At 48.5% G+C, this 18,320-nt stretch carries 16 protein-coding genes and 1 riboswitch; of the genes, 3 read left to right on the forward strand and 13 right to left on the reverse strand.

Annotation, left to right across the window (positions count from 1 at the left end):
- The first annotated feature begins 61 nt into the window (after positions 1-61).
- On the forward strand, positions 62-265 hold the full coding sequence (locus P5G61_RS30945; protein WP_301249962.1) for a hypothetical protein: 204 nt from the start codon (positions 62-64) through the stop codon (positions 263-265).
- Here the strand turns inward: P5G61_RS30945 and purF are convergent.
- From purF to P5G61_RS31005, 12 genes are all read right to left on the reverse strand, one after another.
- On the reverse strand, positions 262-1,740 hold the full coding sequence (gene purF / locus P5G61_RS30950) for an amidophosphoribosyltransferase (protein WP_301249963.1): 1,479 nt from the start codon (positions 1,738-1,740) through the stop codon (positions 262-264). The two genes, P5G61_RS30945 and purF, sit on opposite strands and share 4 nt — an antisense overlap.
- On the reverse strand, positions 1,725-3,968 hold the full coding sequence (purL, locus tag P5G61_RS30955) for a phosphoribosylformylglycinamidine synthase subunit PurL (protein WP_301249964.1): 2,244 nt from the start codon (positions 3,966-3,968) through the stop codon (positions 1,725-1,727). The genes purF and purL overlap by 16 nt, the downstream gene beginning before the upstream one ends.
- Complete coding sequence (gene purQ / locus P5G61_RS30960; protein ID WP_062329968.1) at positions 3,946-4,635, reverse strand: phosphoribosylformylglycinamidine synthase subunit PurQ; 690 nt, start codon at positions 4,633-4,635, stop codon at positions 3,946-3,948. Before purQ ends, purL begins: the two co-directional genes overlap by 23 nt.
- 4 nt (positions 4,636-4,639) lie before the next feature.
- On the reverse strand, positions 4,640-4,885 hold the full coding sequence (purS, locus tag P5G61_RS30965; protein WP_017690695.1) for a phosphoribosylformylglycinamidine synthase subunit PurS: 246 nt from the start codon (positions 4,883-4,885) through the stop codon (positions 4,640-4,642).
- 765 nt (positions 4,886-5,650) lie between these two features.
- On the reverse strand, positions 5,651-6,526 hold the full coding sequence (locus P5G61_RS30970; protein WP_301249966.1) for a phosphoribosylaminoimidazolesuccinocarboxamide synthase: 876 nt from the start codon (positions 6,524-6,526) through the stop codon (positions 5,651-5,653).
- 233 nt (positions 6,527-6,759) lie between these two features.
- A complete protein-coding gene (gene purB / locus P5G61_RS30975) occupies positions 6,760-8,058 on the reverse strand; it encodes an adenylosuccinate lyase (protein WP_301249967.1) in 1,299 nt (432 codons plus the stop codon).
- The gene (gene purK, locus P5G61_RS30980) at positions 8,055-9,257 is read right to left on the reverse strand and encodes a 5-(carboxyamino)imidazole ribonucleotide synthase (RefSeq protein WP_301249968.1); all 1,203 of its coding nucleotides are present in this window, start codon (positions 9,255-9,257) and stop codon (positions 8,055-8,057) included. The genes purB and purK overlap by 4 nt, the downstream gene beginning before the upstream one ends.
- The gene (gene purE / locus P5G61_RS30985) at positions 9,254-9,739 is read right to left on the reverse strand and encodes a 5-(carboxyamino)imidazole ribonucleotide mutase (protein WP_285080832.1); all 486 of its coding nucleotides are present in this window, start codon (positions 9,737-9,739) and stop codon (positions 9,254-9,256) included. Before purE ends, purK begins: the two co-directional genes overlap by 4 nt.
- A gap of 187 nt (positions 9,740-9,926) precedes the next feature.
- Positions 9,927-10,028, reverse strand: a riboswitch (purine riboswitch).
- A 271-nt stretch (positions 10,029-10,299) separates the two neighbouring features.
- Positions 10,300-10,734: a universal stress protein gene (locus P5G61_RS30990; RefSeq protein ID WP_024633549.1), complete on the reverse strand. Its 435-nt coding sequence runs from the start codon at positions 10,732-10,734 to the stop codon at positions 10,300-10,302.
- 190 nt (positions 10,735-10,924) lie between these two features.
- The gene (locus tag P5G61_RS30995; protein WP_024633550.1) at positions 10,925-11,188 is read right to left on the reverse strand and encodes a DUF1294 domain-containing protein; all 264 of its coding nucleotides are present in this window, start codon (positions 11,186-11,188) and stop codon (positions 10,925-10,927) included.
- A gap of 130 nt (positions 11,189-11,318) precedes the next feature.
- Entirely contained in the window at positions 11,319-11,456 is a 138-nt protein-coding gene (locus P5G61_RS31000) for a hypothetical protein (RefSeq protein WP_173405256.1), read from the reverse strand.
- A 149-nt stretch (positions 11,457-11,605) separates the two neighbouring features.
- Positions 11,606-13,735 carry a DNA topoisomerase III gene (locus P5G61_RS31005; protein ID WP_301249969.1) on the reverse strand — a complete coding sequence of 710 codons (2,130 nt, stop codon included), beginning with the start codon at positions 13,733-13,735 and terminating at the stop codon, positions 11,606-11,608.
- A 384-nt stretch (positions 13,736-14,119) separates the two neighbouring features.
- Here P5G61_RS31005 and P5G61_RS31010 point away from each other — a divergent pair, with 384 nt between their 5' ends.
- The gene (locus P5G61_RS31010) at positions 14,120-16,057 is read left to right on the forward strand and encodes an amidase family protein (protein ID WP_301249970.1); all 1,938 of its coding nucleotides are present in this window, start codon (positions 14,120-14,122) and stop codon (positions 16,055-16,057) included.
- A gap of 238 nt (positions 16,058-16,295) precedes the next feature.
- Here the strand turns inward: P5G61_RS31010 and P5G61_RS31015 are convergent, their stop codons facing one another.
- Positions 16,296-17,306: a ketoacyl-ACP synthase III gene (locus P5G61_RS31015; RefSeq protein WP_301249971.1), complete on the reverse strand. Its 1,011-nt coding sequence runs from the start codon at positions 17,304-17,306 to the stop codon at positions 16,296-16,298.
- 295 nt (positions 17,307-17,601) lie between these two features.
- Between P5G61_RS31015 and P5G61_RS31020 the strand changes: the two genes are divergently transcribed.
- Positions 17,602-18,183 (forward strand): NADPH-dependent FMN reductase, encoded by a 582-nt coding sequence (locus P5G61_RS31020; protein WP_301249972.1) that lies wholly within the window; start codon positions 17,602-17,604, stop codon positions 18,181-18,183.
- The last annotated feature ends 137 nt before the right edge of the window (positions 18,184-18,320 follow it).

Below are 18,320 nucleotides of genomic sequence, written 5' to 3' on the forward strand. Positions count from 1 at the left end.
ACACCCGCCAAACAAGCGGTGCTGGGGTGGCTGGTATGATCTTGCTATGGTTCGTTCGTGCGTGTGCTCGCGGTTTTGTTCGCCGTTCCCGTTGGCCGTAGGCCATCGGTCGGCGAACCCCGCTCGACTGCGCTGCGGGGCTGCGCCCGCAGGGCAGCTGCTTCGCTTGGCTGCCCTTGCCCCTGTTGCTCCGCAAGGCGGGGCTAAGGGCGTTCGGGCTGCGTACGGGGCGGCGAGATACGTTTGTCTCGCCAATAAAAGCTAACAGCTGCAGCCGAATTTTTCTTCGCCACCGAAGTCAAGGTGGGTTGGGTAATCATGATCAAAACATGCGAGGCAGAGCCCGCCTTTATAGTCATCCTGATTATCTCCCTGAATCGATGTAATCAGCCCGTCGGGGCTGAGGAACGCCAGGGAGTCCGCATTAATCTCACGGCAGATTTCTTCCACCGACAGCTGTGAGGCGATCAATTCGCGGCTGTCGGGAGTGTCGATACCGTAGAAGCACGGGTTTTTGAACGGTGGTGATGTAATGCGAACGTGAACTTCCGTGGCTCCGGCATCTCGCAGCATGTTCACGATCCGGCGGGAAGTTGTTCCCCGTACGATGGAGTCATCAATCATGACCACGCGTTTACCTTCGACGACGCGGCGCACGGCGCTTAGTTTCATCTTCACACCTTGCTCGCGCAGCTCCTGGCTTGGCTGGATAAACGTACGTCCAGTGTATTTGTTTTTGATCATACCCATCTCATACGGAATCCCGGTTTGCTCGGCGTAGCCAATTGCCGCGGAAATACTCGAGTCTGGCACGCCTGTCACCAGATCAGCATCCACAAATGCCTCAATCGCCATCCGGCTACCCATCCGTTTACGTGCAGCGTGCTGGTTCGCACCATTCATGTCACTATCCGGACGGGCAAAGTAGATATACTCCATTGCGCATAGCGCCTTGCGGTGTTTGTGATGATCAAAACGGTCTTCATGAAGACCATCCGCATCCAGCACCAACAATTCGCCAGGTTCAATGTCACGAATCAACTCTGCACCGATGGTTTCAAGCGCACATGTCTCAGATGCAAACAGATACGCATCTCCCAATTTACCCATCGTCAACGGACGCAGACCGTGGGGATCAGAAGCAACCAGCAGCTTATCGTTGGTCATGATCAGAAATGCATAACCACCCACAATCCGTTGGAACGCATCCTTTGCGGCTTCTACCAATCCCTTGGGCGATCTCGCGATCAGATGGGCAATAACTTCTGTATCACTGGTCGTTTGAAAAATGGACCCACCCTGCTCCAGCTCACGCCGGATTGTTGGCGCATTGACGATGTTGCCGTTGGTTGCTACAGCCAGATCGCCATCACGATATTTGAATACCAAGGGCTGTGCGTTGGTCAGCTTACTGTCACCACTGGTTGAATAGCGAACGTGTCCAATGGAGATATCTCCGGTCAACGTCTGCATCAGGTCCTTGGTGAACACTTCCTTCACCAGACCCATGCCACGATGGTAGTGAAACTCATTGCCGTCGCTTACACACATGCCTGCGCTTTCTTCGCCCCGGTGTTGCAGAGCATGCAGGCCATAATAGGACAGCGATGCGGCGTCAGGGTGCTTGAAGACCCCGAATACGCCACATTCTTCTTTTAATTTATCGAGTCCTTCCTTGCCGGACCCTTCATTATAATAATCGCCTGTCCACAAAGGTCCTGTCGTCAGTTCATGAGACATGGAATCGCATCCTCCCAGACCTGTGTCAAACCTCCTACGGGTTCGTTCACGGCTGATGTTCCGTTCAATTCAATCGTCAGATTACTTCCTTCTACACGCCCAATAACAGCTACAGGCACACCACGCTCACGTACAAAGGCTTCCAGCTTACCCGCTTGCTCCGGCGAAGCCGACAGCAGAATACGGGATTGGCTTTCACTGAAAAGTGCATGGTCCCCACGCAATGCCGTTTCAACATTGACCTGTGCACCCACATTGCCGCTGATGCAAGACTCTGCCAATGCTACTGCCAGACCACCTTCGGACAAGTCATGCGCAGAGCGAACGAGACCGGATTGAATGGCTTCCAACACGGTGCTGAGCAATGCCTTTTCCGTTTGCAAATTCAGTTCTGGCGGACGGCCTTCTGTTTGGCCATGAACGGCGTATTGCAGCTCACTGCCGCCCAGCTCAGCTTTCGTTTCACCCAGCAGGATGATAACGTCACCTTCCGCTTTGAACCCTTGTGTTGTGATGTGATCTGTATCATGCACCAGGCCAACCATACCGACAACTGGCGTTGGGTAGATGGAGCCTTTGGCGTTTTCGTTGTACAGACTCACGTTACCACCGATAACTGGCGTATCCAGCACGCGGCAAGCTTCTGCCATACCGTCTACCGCTTTTTCCATCTGCCAGAAAATATCCGGCTTCTCCGGGTTACCGAAGTTCAGGTTGTCCGTAATCGCCAATGGCTCTGCGCCGGAACATACAATGTTACGCGCAGCTTCACTGACAGCAATCCGTCCGCCTACTTCTGGATCAAGATACACGTAACGTCCGTTACAGTCTGTTGTCATTGCCAGACCCTTACGTGTTCCACGAATCGTTACAACCGCTGCATCCGAACCTGGACGAACCGCAGTACTTGTACGCACCATGTAATCATATTGATCATAAACCCATTTTTTACTCGCTACGGTTGGGGAAGCCAGCACTTGCTTCAATGCTCCGCCGAGATCCGACACTTCGTCGTAACGAAGCGTGTCGATGGAAGCACTTGCTTCATAATAAGCTGGTACAGAAGAAGGTTTGTCATACACCGGGCATTCGTCAACTAGTGCCGTTACCGGCATATCGCCCACTACTTCGCCGTGGTGAATCAATTTCAGACGTCCATCATCCGTTACTTTACCAACTTTTGCACAGATAACGCCCCAACGTTCAAAGATTTCCATCGCCTGCGCTTCATCCTTCGGCTCAACGACGAACAACATGCGTTCTTGGGACTCAGACAACATCATCTCGTAAGGCGTCATGCCTTCTTCACGCTGTGGAACCTGATCCAGATACAATTCCAGACCGTTACCCGCTTTACTTGCCATCTCCGCACTGGAGCATGTCAGACCTGCTGCACCCATATCCTGAATACCCAGCACAATGCCGGTGTCGATGAGTTCCAAGCAAGATTCCATCACCAGTTTCTCCATAAACGGATCACCGACCTGAACCGCTGTCCGTTGGGACTCCGATTCTTCCGTCAGTTCAACCGATGCAAAGGTAGCGCCATGAATACCATCCCGGCCTGTTGGCGGTCCGACATAATACACAGGGTTGCCCACACCTTTTGCTACGCCGCGCTGGATCTTGTCATGATCAATCAGACCGACACACATGGCGTTAACCAGCGGATTGCCTTCGTAGCTCTCATCAAACATCACTTCACCTGCAACGGTAGGAATACCGATACAGTTTCCGTACCCGGCAATACCCGCTACGACATGTTCAAACAAATACTTCACACGATCACTTTCCAGCTTGCCAAAACGAAGGGAATTCAGCAACGCAACGGGTCTTGCACCCATGGAGAAAATATCACGGATAATGCCGCCAACACCTGTCGCCGCACCTTGGTAAGGCTCAACCGCGGAAGGGTGGTTATGGCTTTCAATTTTGAATACAACCGCCTGATTATCACCGATATCCACGATTCCGGCACCTTCACCTGGTCCCATCAGAACACGCGGTCCACTTGTAGGGAATCGGCGCAGTAACGGCTTGGAGTTTTTGTACGCGCAGTGCTCGGACCACATGACACTAAATACACCAATCTCCGTGTAGTTCGGCTTGCGCCCCATGAACTCACAGATCAGCTCATACTCGCTGTCAGACACGCCCATTTGTGCGTAAAGTTTATGTTCTGCGACTTGTTCTGCCGTCGGTTCCTTAGCGGATAGCTGCTGCGTCATGCCGATCCCTCCATGCTTTCAAAATAGATGTAAACATACGTTTGCCGTCTTCCGAACCGAGCAGTGAGTCCACCGCGCGCTCTGGATGTGGCATCATGCCGACCACGTTTCCGCCCTCATTACAGATTCCTGCGATATCGCCCAGGGAACCGTTCGGGTTGCTGCCATATGTGAAGACGATTTGGTTGTTCGCTTGCAGACTTGCAAGGGTTTCTTCATCGCAATAATAGTTGCCTTCACCGTGAGCAATCGGGATGATAATCTCTTCACCCGGTGCATAATCACGTGTAAATGGCGTATCTGCGTTAGCCACTTTCAATACCGTATCGTGACAACGGAACTTCAGGGACGTGTTGCGAATCAGTGCTCCAGGAAGCAATCCTGCTTCGGTCAAGATCTGGAATCCGTTGCAAATGCCGAGAATATATTTACCTTGTTCAGCAGCTTTCGCTACCTCGTTCATTACAGGTGCAAAACGGGAGATCGCTCCACAGCGCAGATAGTCACCATACGAGAAACCACCCGGAACCAGAATGCAATCATAAGCCGATAGATCTGTAGCCGTGTGCCATACATAATCAACCTCTTGTCCAATCGCATCTTCCACTGCCTTGTAACAGTCGATGTCGCAGTTGGAGCCAGGGAACACAAGAACTGCAAATTTCATGAGATTAACCCTCCAATTCGTAGCGGTAATCTTCAACAACGGTGTTGGCCAGCAGCTTTTCACACATGACTTTCAATCGTTTCTCCGCTTCCGCACGATCTGTTGTATCCAGATTCAGTTCCATGACTTTACCGATCCGTACACTTTCCACTTCATTGAATCCCATTGAGTGCAGGGCACCTTGAACAGCTACTCCTTGCGGGTCGAGAACGCTTTGCTTAATAGTGACATAGACGGTTGCTTTAATCATGATCCTTATGTTCCTCCTCAGTAATGAACGGGATAAATGCTTTATGCTGTTAAAAAGGTGGCTTGGGAGCTCGCTCCGGGGCGGATTGTTCTTCCGGTCGCTGTTGTCCCCAGGTTTTTTGATTGTTTTGAACCGCTGTGCGGTCAAAACCCGGGGACAAAGGCGAACGCTTCGCTCCTTTAAGAACAATTCCGCCCCTCCGCTAGTCCATGCGACGTTTTTTTAAAGGCCTAAACCTTTTACGTTGCACGGTGGGTAATAGTAAAGCTTGCTTCGGGGCGGATGTTCTTCCGGTCGCTGTTGTCCCCAGGTTTTTTGATTGTTTTGAACCGCTGTGCGGTCAAAACCCGGGGACAAAGGCGAACGCTTCGCTCCTTTAAGAACAATTCCGCCCCTCCGCTAGTCCATGCGACGTTTTTTTAAAGGCCTAAACCTTTTACGTTGCACGGTGGGTAATGGTCGAGCCTGACCATTACGTTAAAACAATAAATGGTCTATAAAATACTTTAGTAATCAATGAATTTAATTCTCGTAATTTTTTCAGGCTTCCCTACCTATCGGAAGCCACCGCTCTTAATTGCCTCATCCACCAGTTTGAACTCTCGCGGAGGGGAAGATTTGAGCTGTAGAAGCGAAAGCGTTCGCCTTTGCAACCGGAATGTTTCCTTTTGAAAAAAAAGGATTCCAATCAAAACATTCCGGGGGCAACAGCGATCGAAAGCCAAACTTTCCCGTAGCCTACACTCAAACGTCCCATAATCAAACTTACTTTTCCGTTAAACGATTATAAATATCGACATATCTTGCGGTTGTTGCCTCCACAACCTCTTGTGGCAGCGGGTCAGGTTTACTGTTCTTATCCCAATCGCTCCCTAAAAGATAGGTGCGTACCGGCTCTTTATCCATGCTGTCAATCTCGATGTCGAGTGCGTAATTCTCTTTGGCCCAGAAGCGCGAAGCGTCTGGAGTGAATATCTCGTCAATTAGGATGACTTTGCCATCCACGATACCGAATTCGAACTTGCAGTCTGCGAGGATAATTCCGCGCTGATCACAATAGTCGCGAGCGAATTCATACAGACGCAGGCTCTTTTCCTGTAACTCAATCGCCAGAGCGTCCCCAACGAGTTCTTTCATTCGATCCATTGGAATGTCTTCGTCGTGACCGACATCGTTTTTGGCCGCCGGGGTGAAGATGGGAACATCGAGCTTGGCGTTTTTGCGAAGTCCATCCGGCAGCTTGATGCCGTTGACCTCTCCGCTTTTCTCATATTGTCTCCATCCGCCACCTGTAATGTATCCACGCACCACACATTCAATATCAATGCGTTCCGCTTTGCGGGTCACCATAATGCGGTCTTTAAGCAGTGCAGGGTCGGTGATGATATCGCCCAGTTGGCTTACATCCGTATGAACCACGTGGTTGTCCATCATGTCGCCCGTCAGTTCAAACCAGAAGCTGCTCAGTTTATTAAGCACATTGCCCTTCTCAGGAACGGCTGGGTCAAGCACATAGTCAAATGCCGATATCCGGTCCGTAACTACAATGAGAAAATGTTCACCCAGATCGTACAACTCACGTACTTTTCCCTTATATAACAAAGGAGCTTTAACGAGATCTGCCGCAGTGGACAGCGCCATGGAGGCTCACCTTCTTTCAGGAGATGTAAAATATAAGTTCCATTTCCCTTATCACGCTAACCACTTCGAATGCAGAACAACCTTTCGATCGCTGTTATTCCCAGATTTTTTGATCTCACTTTCCCAAAAGTGAAAATCCGGGGATAAAGGCGAACGCTTCGCTTCTTCAGCTTATTTCTGTCTTCTGCGTTCCTTGCTAACCCATCATTCTGTTCTCTAGCCTTATTGAAGTATTAGTCGTTCAAACCGAGTTTCTTGAAGATCGTATCCACATGCTTCAGGTGCCATGATGGGTTGAACGCATCGGCGATTTCCTCTTCGCTCAGCACCTCGGTGATTTCTGGCGTGGATTCCACGATATCCTGGAACTGGCGTTGTTCTTCCCAAGCCTGCATCGCACGAGGTTGAACGGTATCGTATGCCTGCTCGCGGCTGAAACCTTTGTCGATCAGCTTTGTCATAACGCGACCGGAGAATGGCACGCCGAAGGTGCGCTCCATATTGCGTTTCATATTTTCAGGGAACACGGTCAGGTTCTTCACGATGTTACCGAAACGGTTCAGCATGTAGTTCAGCAGCATGGTCGCATCCGGCAGGATGATACGCTCTACGGAAGAGTGTGAGATATCACGCTCATGCCACAGTGTTACGTTCTCATAGGCCGATACCATATGTCCGCGAATGACGCGGGACAGACCAGAGATATTTTCACTGCCAATGGGGTTACGTTTGTGCGGCATTGCCGAAGATCCTTTTTGACCTTTCGCAAATGCTTCTTCCACTTCACGGAATTCACTCTTTTGCAGCGCACGTACTTCTGTAGCAAACTTGTCCAGCGATGTTGCGATCAATGCCAGTGTAGCCATGTATTCTGCATGACGGTCACGCTGCAGCGTTTGAGTCGAGATTGGTGCAGGCTTCGTGCCCAGCTTCTCGCAGACAAACTCTTCAACAAAAGGATCGATGTTGGCATATGTGCCAACTGCTCCAGAGATTTTACCGTATTGTACGTTGTCTGCTGCGTGGCGGAAACGCTCCAGGTTCCGTTTCATTTCTTCATGCCAAAGTGCCATTTTCAGACCAAACGTCGTTGGCTCCGCATGTACCCCATGTGTACGTCCCATCATTGGCGTGTGCTGATAAGTCAGTGCTTTTTCACGTAAAATTTCAATAAAGTTCACAATATCGCGTTCCAGAATTTCATTCGCCTGGCGCAGTACATATCCCAAAGCAGTATCAACAACATCCGTGGAAGTCAGTCCGTAGTGCACCCATTTCCGCTCTGCACCCAGACTTTCAGATACTGTACGTGTAAAAGCAATCACGTCATGACGTGTTTCCTGTTCAATCTCGTAAATGCGGTCGATATCAAAAGAAGCGTTCTGACGAAGCAATGCTGCTTCTTCTTTAGGGATCACACCGAGTTCGGCCCACGCCTCACATGCACAAATCTCAACTTCCAGCCATGACTTGAATTTGTTCTCCTCAGTCCAGATAGCTCTCATTTCGGGCCTGCTATAACGTTCGATCATGAATTTGTATTCCTCCAAAGATTAGTTTGTTCAATCCATTGTAAACCTTCTTCTACATCCTGACAGAGCAGATTGACATGCCCCATCTTACGTCCTGTCTTCGCTTCGGTTTTACCATATATATGAAGCTTGGGAATCACACCGAGTTCCAGCGCTTCCGCGTCAGCCTGACCCGTTCTGGCAATAATACCTTCCAGATGTTCTCCAAGCACATTAACCATAACAACCGGACTTAATAATGAAGTATCTCCAAGCGGTAATCCGCAAATCGCACGAATATGCTGTTCAAATTGTGATGTGGCACAGGCCTCCATTGTATAATGTCCCGAATTGTGCGGCCTTGGTGCCAGCTCATTCACATACAGTCTTCCATCTGCCGCAACAAACAGTTCCACCGCCAGCAATCCAACGGCTTGCATCGATTTCGCCACTGCCGCCGCCAACTTCTGCGCTTCAATCTGAATGTCTGTAGGTACTCTTGCCGGTACGATGGAAGCATGCAAAATATTGTTTACATGAATGTTCTCGGCAGGCGGGAACGTCTTAATCTCCCCATTGGTACTCCGTGCAACAACGACTGAAATCTCGCAGTCAAACTTGATGAATTGCTCCAACACCAGTTCAGCACCGATAGCTGCGAGTTCTTCATAAGCAGCTACCGCCTGATTTGCTTCTCGAATAACCCGTTGACCCTTACCGTCGTATCCGCCAGTCACCGTCTTCAGTACACAAGGAACACCAAGCTCACTGACGGCCGCTTGCATCGTGTCCTTGCTTGTAATCTCACGATAAGGAGCAACGCGTACGCCCGCCGCTTCGATTGCCCGTTTCTCACGCAAACGATGCTGGGTTGTGTACAGTAATGCACTCCCTTGCGGTACATAGGATTCCCGTTCCAGAAGAGAAGCCACATCGGCATCTACATTCTCGAACTCATAGGTGATTACGTCACACTGCCGGGCCAGTTCCAGCGCAGCCGTCTCATCGTCATACCCTGCTTTAATCTGGTGGGCAACTTGTCCACAAGGAGCGTCTGCAGCAGGATCCAGTGTAACGAATTGATAACCCATCGCTGTTCCAGCCAACGTCAGCATTCGTCCAAGCTGCCCACCACCGAGAATACCAATGGTTGTTTTCCCTGGGAGCAAGACACGCTGTAATTGTCCCGCTGATCCGGATTGAACTCCCGAATGACTCATAGTTCATCACTACTTTCGAGCACTTCTTGTTTGATTCGCTCTCTACGGGCTTCGCTGCGACGTTGGACATCCTGGTCAAAAGCACCGATGATCTGAGCCGCAAGCAATCCGGCATTCGTTGCACCTGCCTTGCCAATCGCTACCGTTGCGACGGGAATGCCACCAGGCATCTGCACAATGGACAACAAAGAATCGAGACCGTTTAGCGCCTTGGATTGCACGGGCACTCCAATGACCGGAAGCATCGTTTTGGAAGCAACCATACCTGGCAGATGTGCCGCCCCACCCGCACCAGCAATGATAACTTTGAATCCGCGGTCTATCGCTTGCTCCGCGTATTCAAACATCAAATCTGGCGTGCGATGCGCAGATACGACCTTTTTTTCATACCCAATCTCTAGCTCGTCCAGCACCTCACAAGCATGCCTCATCGTTTCCCAATCCGACTTACTGCCCATAATTACAGCCACCTGCACTGACATGAATACATCCAACTCCCGTCTGAGCGTTTTGGTTTAATCCTCTTGTATATCGTTTAATTGTGAAATGAAAAAATCCGCTACCCGCGAAAACATCACATTTTCTTCGGACACCGGACTCCAAGAAATACGTATCCCGCATTTGGGCATGCCAAAGGTGGGCTTGCTGTCCGCATCTGATTTCATGCGACTCTCAGCCGTATCTCCTCGTAGTCCGGAAATTTACGGTTCCCGGGTAGATACTTCCGGGCCCTATCCCCGGCTTTATACGAGCAAATATCTATTTCAACAAATTATTTCAATAATGATGAAGATTCCACATCTTTCGAACCTACTCGACCTTATTTATAACTGATCGACACATCTAACATTCTAACAATCCCCTACAGCTAATGTCAACTTAAAGACGAACATTTAACATATTGACAAATTTAATGTTCGGAAATGACCGATCATTTGGAGAGACTCCATCCCTTTTATTCCAAAAAAGAAAGCCGGCCCCTCTTCAACCCATCGAAGACAGCCGGCTCTTGCTCTTTCATGTGTACACACACATTCTATAATTATTTCACAATTAGTACTGGAACCTGTGCATGCTGCACCACGTTGTGACTGACACTGCCCAAGACAAATTCCCGGATTCCACCAAGGCCACGGCTACCAATAATAATGATGTCCGACCCGTTCTCTTTGGCGTAATCGAGAAGTACCTCGGCAGCAGCCCCCTGAATCAGATCCACGTTGGCTGTGACGCCAGCAGCCTGAATCCGCTCCTTCGCCTCATCTGTCGTTTGCACCGCCAGATTATAGTAGTCATTATTCAGAGATGGCGGCAATGGAGCCAATCCTTCTCCTATGAATACACGCGGAAAGTCAAAAGCATGAATAACATCCAGCACAGCGCCCGGAGAAACTTTGGCTAACTCAATCGCACGATCAAGTGCTTTATTTGAAGCTTTCGACCCATCATAAGCAACTAGTATTTTGGAGAATAACATGTAAATCCCTTCCCTTCCTTATATATGTAGAACATTCGAAGCCAGCTTCGGTCTAACCTAATATACAAGAACCATGTAACTCCTTAAACGCACCAGGACCAAAACGAACGAATCATACGAAACAATTTACATAATTATAATAACTTTTTCTTAAAACAAGCAGATTAGCATCCATAGTTATCCCGCCACCTCATTGCAGAAAATAACCGTAGATTACCGCATTAAGGAATAACAACAACGGGATGCCGATTGTGAAGCTGGGATGTTTGGTCTTGTGACGTTTACGATACATGGCAACCCATACTCCCAACGCCCCTCCAATAAAGGCCAGCAGGAACAGCGTTCGTTCGGGTGTACGGTCTCGACGTCGCTGTGCTCGTTTCTTGTCGTCTGACATCACCAGATAACCAACTACATTAATAAATAAAAACCACAGTATCAATCCGGTTTGCATAAAGTTTTAGCGGTCCCCCTATCCCGGGACATCTCCCTATATCTCCATTATAGACCTCCAGAGAGACATGTTCAACGCATGGGTAGGGACCGCGTATCATTTCAGAAGGAAAGAAACACGCATTCTGAGACTAGGACTCCTGTTTTGGAATACCGTTCAGATTGGGAGCTCTTTTGGCTGCTTTCTCCGGGCGTACAGCGATATGCTCTTCCCGGATGCTATCATTATTCTGCTGATTGTGAATTTTCTCTGGCTTGTTATGCGGCATCTGCGTATCACCTCCTAGGCTTACGTTGCCTGAAAAAGGAGGTTCTTATACGGCACATTGTTCCTGAACAGGCAATTCACAACTTCTGTGGACTTGCCACATGCAGCAGGTTAATCCGTTGGCTCTCTTCATTTAAAATTAAGAGCCATCTATTCCCCTTTTTTCTCCATGGCCGCCTTCAGCAGATCCCCCAGATTGGAGCCAATCGATTCCTGTTTGGCATACTGCTTAACCAGCTTTTGCTGATCACGTTTGTTCACATGCTGTTTGTCTTTATCCAACGTTTCCGTGATGCCGCAAGGCAGACATTGCACGTACAAACCCGCTTTACCCTCTTTGATTTCCATTTTTTTGTGACATTGCGCGCAGCGACGGTTGGACAGTCTTTTCTCTGCCGAACGACGATATCCGCAATCCTCTGTAGGACACACAAGAAACTTGCCGCGTTTGCCCTTCTTCTCCAACAATCTGGCATTACAATCTGGACAGTGACTGTTGGATACATTATGCGGCTTGTACTCGGCTTTACTGCCTTTCACAGTGGATACAAGCTCTTTCGCCATCGACCGGATGCTATCCAGGAAAGGCTCTGGTTTCCCTTGTCCACGGGCGATTCGTTCCAGTTCAGCTTCCCAGCGGGCTGTTAATTCAGGCGAACGGAGTTGTGGAGCCGCCAGTTCAATCAGCTGTTTCCCTTTTCCCGTAGGATGCATACTGTTGCCTTGACGATCAATCGTGTCGGAACTGACCAGCTTCTCAATAATATCTGCACGTGTAGCCGGAGTTCCCAGTCCATGCTTCTCCATTTGGGAAAGCAGAGCTGCTTCGGTGTACCGTTTGGGCGGCATCGTCCGTCCACTTTTGATATGACAACGTTGAACCGTCACGGACTGTCCTTGCTGCACATCTGGCAAAAGCGCACGTTCATGGTCTAATGAATCGTCATTCCGATCATCATCCTCATCGCTATACTCTCCGCCATACACTTCGCGCCAACCACTTTCTTTTACCGTTGTGCCTTTTACATAAAATGAATCATTCCCCACCTGAACGGTAATTGCGACAGAATCGTACTTCGCAGCCGGATAGAACAAGCTGATGAATCGGCGCACGATCAGATCGTATAGCTTACGTTCCTCTGGATTTAACTGATTAAGGAGAACCGTCTGTTCTGTTGGAATGATCGCGTGGTGATCGGTTACCTTGCTGTCATCCACGATACGTTTGGTGATATTCAGATTTTTACGCAGCAAAGGACGGGCCAGAGTTGCATAAGGTCCGATAGCTACACTATCCAACCGTTCTTTCAACGTTCCTGTCATATCTGAAGTCAGATAACGGCTATCTGTACGTGGATAGGTTACCAGCTTGTGCTGCTCATACAGGCGTTGCAGAACATTGGATGTTTGCTTCGCGGAAAAACCGTATTTCCGGTTGGCATCCCGTTGTAATTCCGTCAGATCATAAGCAAGCGGATGCGGCTCAACCTTTTCACTTTTTTTCACTTGGGCAATTGTACCCTTGCGACCCTCTATCCGTTTCTTCAATGCCTGTGTCTCTTGGGGATCAAAGATGCGTGAATCACCGCCTGCAGCCCGCCATACTGCCTGAAAACCTCCCAAATCCGCCGTTAACGTCTCATACTCCTGCGAGCGGAAGCTGTTGATCTCATTTTCCCTGTCCATAATCATGCCTAGTGTAGGGGTCTGTACCCGTCCAGCTGACAGTTGCGCATTAAACCGGACCGTCAGTGCCCGAGTCACGTTAAGTCCGATCATCCAATCTGCTTCTGCCCGGCAACGGGCCGATTCATAAAGTCGATCAAATTGGCTGCCTGGCTTCAGCGCTGCAAATCCATCCTTGATAGCCTTGTCCGTTTGGGATGATATCCATAGTCGCTTGAACGGTTTCTTCCACTGGGCCATCTGCATAATCCAACGGGCCAGCAGCTCTCCTTCTCGCGCCGCATCCGTAGCAATAACCAGTTCACCAACATCCTGGCGTTTCATCAGCTGTGCAACCGCTTTGTATTGATGGTTTGTCTCTTTGAGCACCTTCAGCTTGGTACGCTCCGGCAGAATCGGCAGATCCTCCAAATTCCACGTTGCATACTTTTTGTCATAATCCTCCGGCTCAGCCAGCCCAACAAGATGTCCTAGCGCCCAAGTCACGATATATTTCGGGCCTTCCATATAACTTTTATGTTTATCACGCGCACCCATGACTCTGGCAATTTCACGTGCCACAGATGGTTTTTCTGCGAGTACCAATGTTTTCACTCAATCTCTTCCTTTCTTAATGGAACCTACGACTCTCTTGCTTCTATCGTTGATTATGAGCATTCTTCTACTTCTATCCTTTTATTATATCATTTCATGGTATTGGTTTGCTTTAGCTTTCAAAAGCGATTTATTTCATGAAATAATACTTAACCGCTCCCTATATGTTAGATTACTTAACACAATATTCTTCGACAAGTTTCTTCCACGCATGGAATGAGAAGCATCTGGAAGTATGTATAGCGAATATATAGGATGTATACGTTTTATTGGATATATATGAGTGTTGTAATAATACCTTACATCTATTTAGAATGTGACAAAAGCAACTATACCAGATTCGCTAACACACATCATTGATACACAGGAAGGGAGCGTGGATGCATGACTTATCATGGATCTGTATTGAAAAAAAGTGGGGCCTTGTTGCTGGCAGGGGCTGTTATCGCCACAACATGGGGAGGAACTGTACCATTGGCGTCAGCCGCAACGGCAACGCCTTCGAGCAAAACTACGGTTGCAGCCGTAACAGCTGGTAAGGCTCCTGTCACTGCAACGGCATTTGTTCAAGCCATGGAAGAAGCGGCTACACTTGCAGGTGTTCCTTTTTCCATGGACAAGCTTTCCGGTACAACAACAGTACAGCGTAAAGATGCTGTTGTAGCCCTGCAAACATGGTTGAAGCTGGAGTCTACTGTCGAGTCCTTCAAGGATGTTCCGGATCAGGCCAGCTTTGCCGGTGCCATTGGTGCTCTGAACACCGCCGGATTGATGAAAGGATACACGGACTCTCTCTTCCTTCCTCATGCTGTCCTTACACAAAATGATGTCGCCATACTGAAAGACCGCATTTATAACTACATAAAACCATTTGTTCTGGAGGAAGCCACCATTACCGAACTCCAGGCTGCCATGACGCAAGGAAAACTGACATCCAAAGAGTTGGTGCAGAAGTATCTGGATCGTATTGAAAAATACGATGATCAAGGTGTGAGTATTAATGCAGTCCTTACACTGAACCCGGAAGCACTCAAAATCGCTGAAACTTTGGACGAAGAACGTGCAGCTCAAGGACCCCGTGGACCTTTGCACGGCATTCCAGTTTTGGTCAAAGACAACTTTGATACTAACGATATGCCTACAACCGCAGGCTGTATCTGCCTCAAGGATTCTGTTCCTGCTCATGATGCTGAACAAGTGAAGAAGCTCAAAGCAGCAGGGGCCATTATTTTGGGCAAAACCAATCTGCATGAATTCGCATTCGGCATCACCACTTCCAGCTCATTGGGTGGACAAACGCTCAACCCTTATGCGCTGGATCACTATCCAGGCGGGTCAAGTGGTGGCACAGGTGCCGCCATCGCCTCAAACTTTGCAGCTGCAGGCTTGGGCACAGACACGGGCGGATCGATCCGCATTCCATCCAGCTTCAACAGTCTTGTGGGTATTCGTCCAACGATCGGACTGTCCAGCCGTGAAGGAATTATCCCTCTCGCTTTGACCCAGGATGTCGGCGGCCCGATGGCTCGTACCGTGAGTGACGCAGCTATCATGTTGGACGCTACAGCAGGTTATGATAAAAATGATGTTGCTACAGCCTATGCCGTAGGCAAAATCCCTTCCAGTTACACAGACTTCCTGGATGTAAACGGACTGAAAGGTGCACGGATCGGTGTGGCCACCGAACTCATCCCAAGTACCAAAGCTGAGGAAAAAGCTGTCGCTGACGTGATTAACAACGCGGTAGAAGAACTCAAAACGTTAGGAGCTACGGCAGTTCCAATCAGCATTCCAAACCTGGCGGAAATCAATAAATATCCGAGCTTAAGTGGATACGAGTTCAAATTCCAACTGAATGACTACCTCGATTCCTTGGGAGAAGATGCTCCATATCACAGCCTGTCGGAGATTATCGCGTCCGGACAGTTTGACAAATCACAGGAACAATCCATGAAGACGCGTGATGCAAGAGAAACACTGGAGACAACCGAGTACAAAGATATTGTACTGAAACGTACCCAAGTTACACGTGAGTCCCTGTTGAAGGTCATGGCCGACAACAATCTGGATGCCATCATCTATCCTACATCGACGCAAGCCGCTGGTGTCATTGGCGAAGGCCAGAACTCTGGTGGTAACAACCGATTGAGTCCGTTCTCCGGCTTCCCGGCCATCACGGTTCCTGCCGGTTTCACTACCGACGGTTTGCCTGTAGGCATGGAATTCCTGGGACGCGCCTTTGACGAAGGAACCCTGATTAAGCTGGCGTACAGCTACGAGCAAGGAACTCATCATCGCCAAGCACCTAAGCTCACGCCATAAATCTTAAATGAGGTTAATTAAGCTGTTGATCAAAATAACCCCACCTTGCTTACTGTAATCATAATAAATATCTAACTCTATGCGGGTTATCAGGTATTCCCCTTGCCAAGCTAATCACTTTCGAATTGCATAGCTTATTGAATTTAATCGATCTGCTCACATTAAAAGTACACCCCTTTCATGAGTTCATGAAAGGGGTGTACTTTTTGGGATGGTATCTCAGTTCAAGAAGAATGGCTTAATATTCAAACGTTAAAATGGTATCTGGTACGCCCCATCTTAGCACCAGACCAGCGTAAGTCAGGCCACCCCCAAAACCAAACAGGGCCACCTGTTGCCCGTGCTTCAATTTCCCTTCGTCTACTGCAAGCTGTAAAGCAAGAGGAATGGAAGCCGCAGATGTATTTCCTCGGTACTCCACACTTGTTAAAGTACGTTCCAACGGAATGGGACCACGTTCACATACCGCTTCAATCATTCTTAGATTTGCACTATGCGGAACAAACCAATCGATCTGCTCTGGTTCAAGTTCAGCTTTGGCTATAAGCTTGCCTAACTGTTCTGGAATCGTGCGTACTGCCCACTTATAGATCTCTCTCCCATTCTGGACAAGGCATCCCTCACCCTGCAGAGGTACGCCATTCATCTCCGAAGATAGGCCACTCTTATAGAGATGAATACCACCTTCTCCACTCGTACCTGAGATTGCTGCTATAAAATCGCCTTTTCCGGCAGCTCTCTCTACCAAAAATGCTCCTGCCCCGTCTCCAAACAATACGCATGTCGTACGGTCTGTGTAATCGGTAATCTTGGACAACGTCTCCGCTCCAATAACCAGCACTTTATGATACATGCCACTCGTTACCAGGCTGTCAGCCAGCTGCAATCCATACGTAAACCCTGCACATGCCGCATTCAAATCAAGCACTCCCGTATGTGGAATGTTAAGATTCGCCTGTACTCTGGATGCTGTGCTGGGAAATGCATATTCAGGTGTGCTGGTAGCAACCAAAATCATATCCACATCTTCTACGCTAACATTATAACGATGCATCATATCTTCTACAGCCTTCGTAGCCAGATCAGACACAAACTGATCAGTAGCAGCAATGCGCCGTTCTCTCATCCCTGTACGCTGTACAATCCATTCATCACTCGTATCGACCAGCTTCTCCAAATCAGCATTACTTAATATTCGATCCGGTACATACGTACCCATTGCGGTAATGGTTGCCATTGATTGATTCATACCGGTAATCACCTCGTTTGTTTTTTATCATTATAGCACTAAGTATTAGTACTTGGTACTAATTTTTAAAAATATTTATGATCTTCATTGTCAGTTGTTGTTATCATTAGTGATCTCTTCATCCTTTTACCCAGAGTCATACAAGCTCGCATGTAGTATTGATGAAGAATGGTGGATATCTCCTGTTTAACATGAAGAATGCCTTAATTAAAACCGTTCTCTATAGACAGTCTAGTCCTACAGGAGGAAAATAAACAAATCGCCTACATTATTAAAGAATAGAGATGATGCTACGTTGAAGAAAGAACTAAATATCCTTGCCATTTCCGGAAGTCTGCGCAACCAGTCCTCCAATACGTTACTAATGCACGCCATGATGAAGCTGGCCCCTGCTAACCTTAAGTTTGAAGTATACGATGGATTAAATGACCTACCGCATTTTAACCCTGACCTCGATATCCAGGAAGGTCCTTTGGCCGTGCAGAATCTCAGAGCTCAGCTGCAGCAGTCAGATGGAGTTTTGATCTGCACGCCGGAATATGGGAATGGGGTACCGGGTGCCTTGAAAAACGCATTAGATTGGATCGTCTCGTCTGGAGAATGGCTCAATAAACCCACCGTCGCCATCGCTGCTTCTCCAAGCCCCATGGGCGGTGACAAGGCCCATGCTTCACTATTGCTGACATTAAACATGATTAATGCACAAATCTTACGTGAGGCTTCCTTAACCATTCCTCATATTACATTGAAAATGAACAAACAAGGTGTCGTCATTGATTCAGAGACGCAGCATGCACTGGAGAGTTCCCTTTTACACCTAGAGAATGCATGCATGCAAGCAATGAATGAATACACAAGACAGAGGCTGCTTCATTAAACTGACTATAGAGAAAGGAACAGCATAAACAGATTTAACACACTCACGTAAATTGAAATAAAATCATGACCACCCGTCCAACGGGTGGTTTGCTCTTGGGGTATAACCCCCTGTTGCCAAACTGCGCCTAAAGACGC

Origin of the sequence: Paenibacillus vandeheii (assembly GCF_030433635.1) — a bacterium.
Lineage (GTDB): Bacteria > Bacillota > Bacilli > Paenibacillales > Paenibacillaceae > Paenibacillus > Paenibacillus vandeheii.

Excerpts from the sequence above, each read along its gene's own strand:
- purQ (WP_062329968.1), bottom strand. The coding sequence starts at position 4,635 with ATGAAATTTGCAGTTCTTGTGTTCCCTGGCTCCAACTGCGACATCGAC.
- purF (WP_301249963.1), bottom strand. The coding sequence starts at position 1,740 with ATGTCTCATGAACTGACGACAGGACCTTTGTGGACAGGCGATTATTAT.
- P5G61_RS30990 (WP_024633549.1), bottom strand. The coding sequence starts at position 10,734 with ATGTTATTCTCCAAAATACTAGTTGCTTATGATGGGTCGAAAGCTTCA.
- purB (WP_301249967.1), bottom strand. The coding sequence starts at position 8,058 with ATGATCGAACGTTATAGCAGGCCCGAAATGAGAGCTATCTGGACTGAG.
- purS (WP_017690695.1), bottom strand. The coding sequence starts at position 4,885 with ATGATTAAAGCAACCGTCTATGTCACTATTAAGCAAAGCGTTCTCGAC.
- P5G61_RS31010 (WP_301249970.1), top strand. The coding sequence starts at position 14,120 with ATGACTTATCATGGATCTGTATTGAAAAAAAGTGGGGCCTTGTTGCTG.
- P5G61_RS31015 (WP_301249971.1), bottom strand. The coding sequence starts at position 17,306 with ATGAATCAATCAATGGCAACCATTACCGCAATGGGTACGTATGTACCG.
- P5G61_RS30970 (WP_301249966.1), bottom strand. The coding sequence starts at position 6,526 with ATGGCGCTGTCCACTGCGGCAGATCTCGTTAAAGCTCCTTTGTTATAT.
- P5G61_RS31000 (WP_173405256.1), bottom strand. The coding sequence starts at position 11,456 with ATGCCGCATAACAAGCCAGAGAAAATTCACAATCAGCAGAATAATGAT.
- purK (WP_301249968.1), bottom strand. The coding sequence starts at position 9,257 with ATGAGTCATTCGGGAGTTCAATCCGGATCAGCGGGACAATTACAGCGT.
- P5G61_RS30995 (WP_024633550.1), bottom strand. The coding sequence starts at position 11,188 with ATGCAAACCGGATTGATACTGTGGTTTTTATTTATTAATGTAGTTGGT.
- purL (WP_301249964.1), bottom strand. The coding sequence starts at position 3,968 with ATGACGCAGCAGCTATCCGCTAAGGAACCGACGGCAGAACAAGTCGCA.
- purE (WP_285080832.1), bottom strand. The coding sequence starts at position 9,739 with ATGTCAGTGCAGGTGGCTGTAATTATGGGCAGTAAGTCGGATTGGGAA.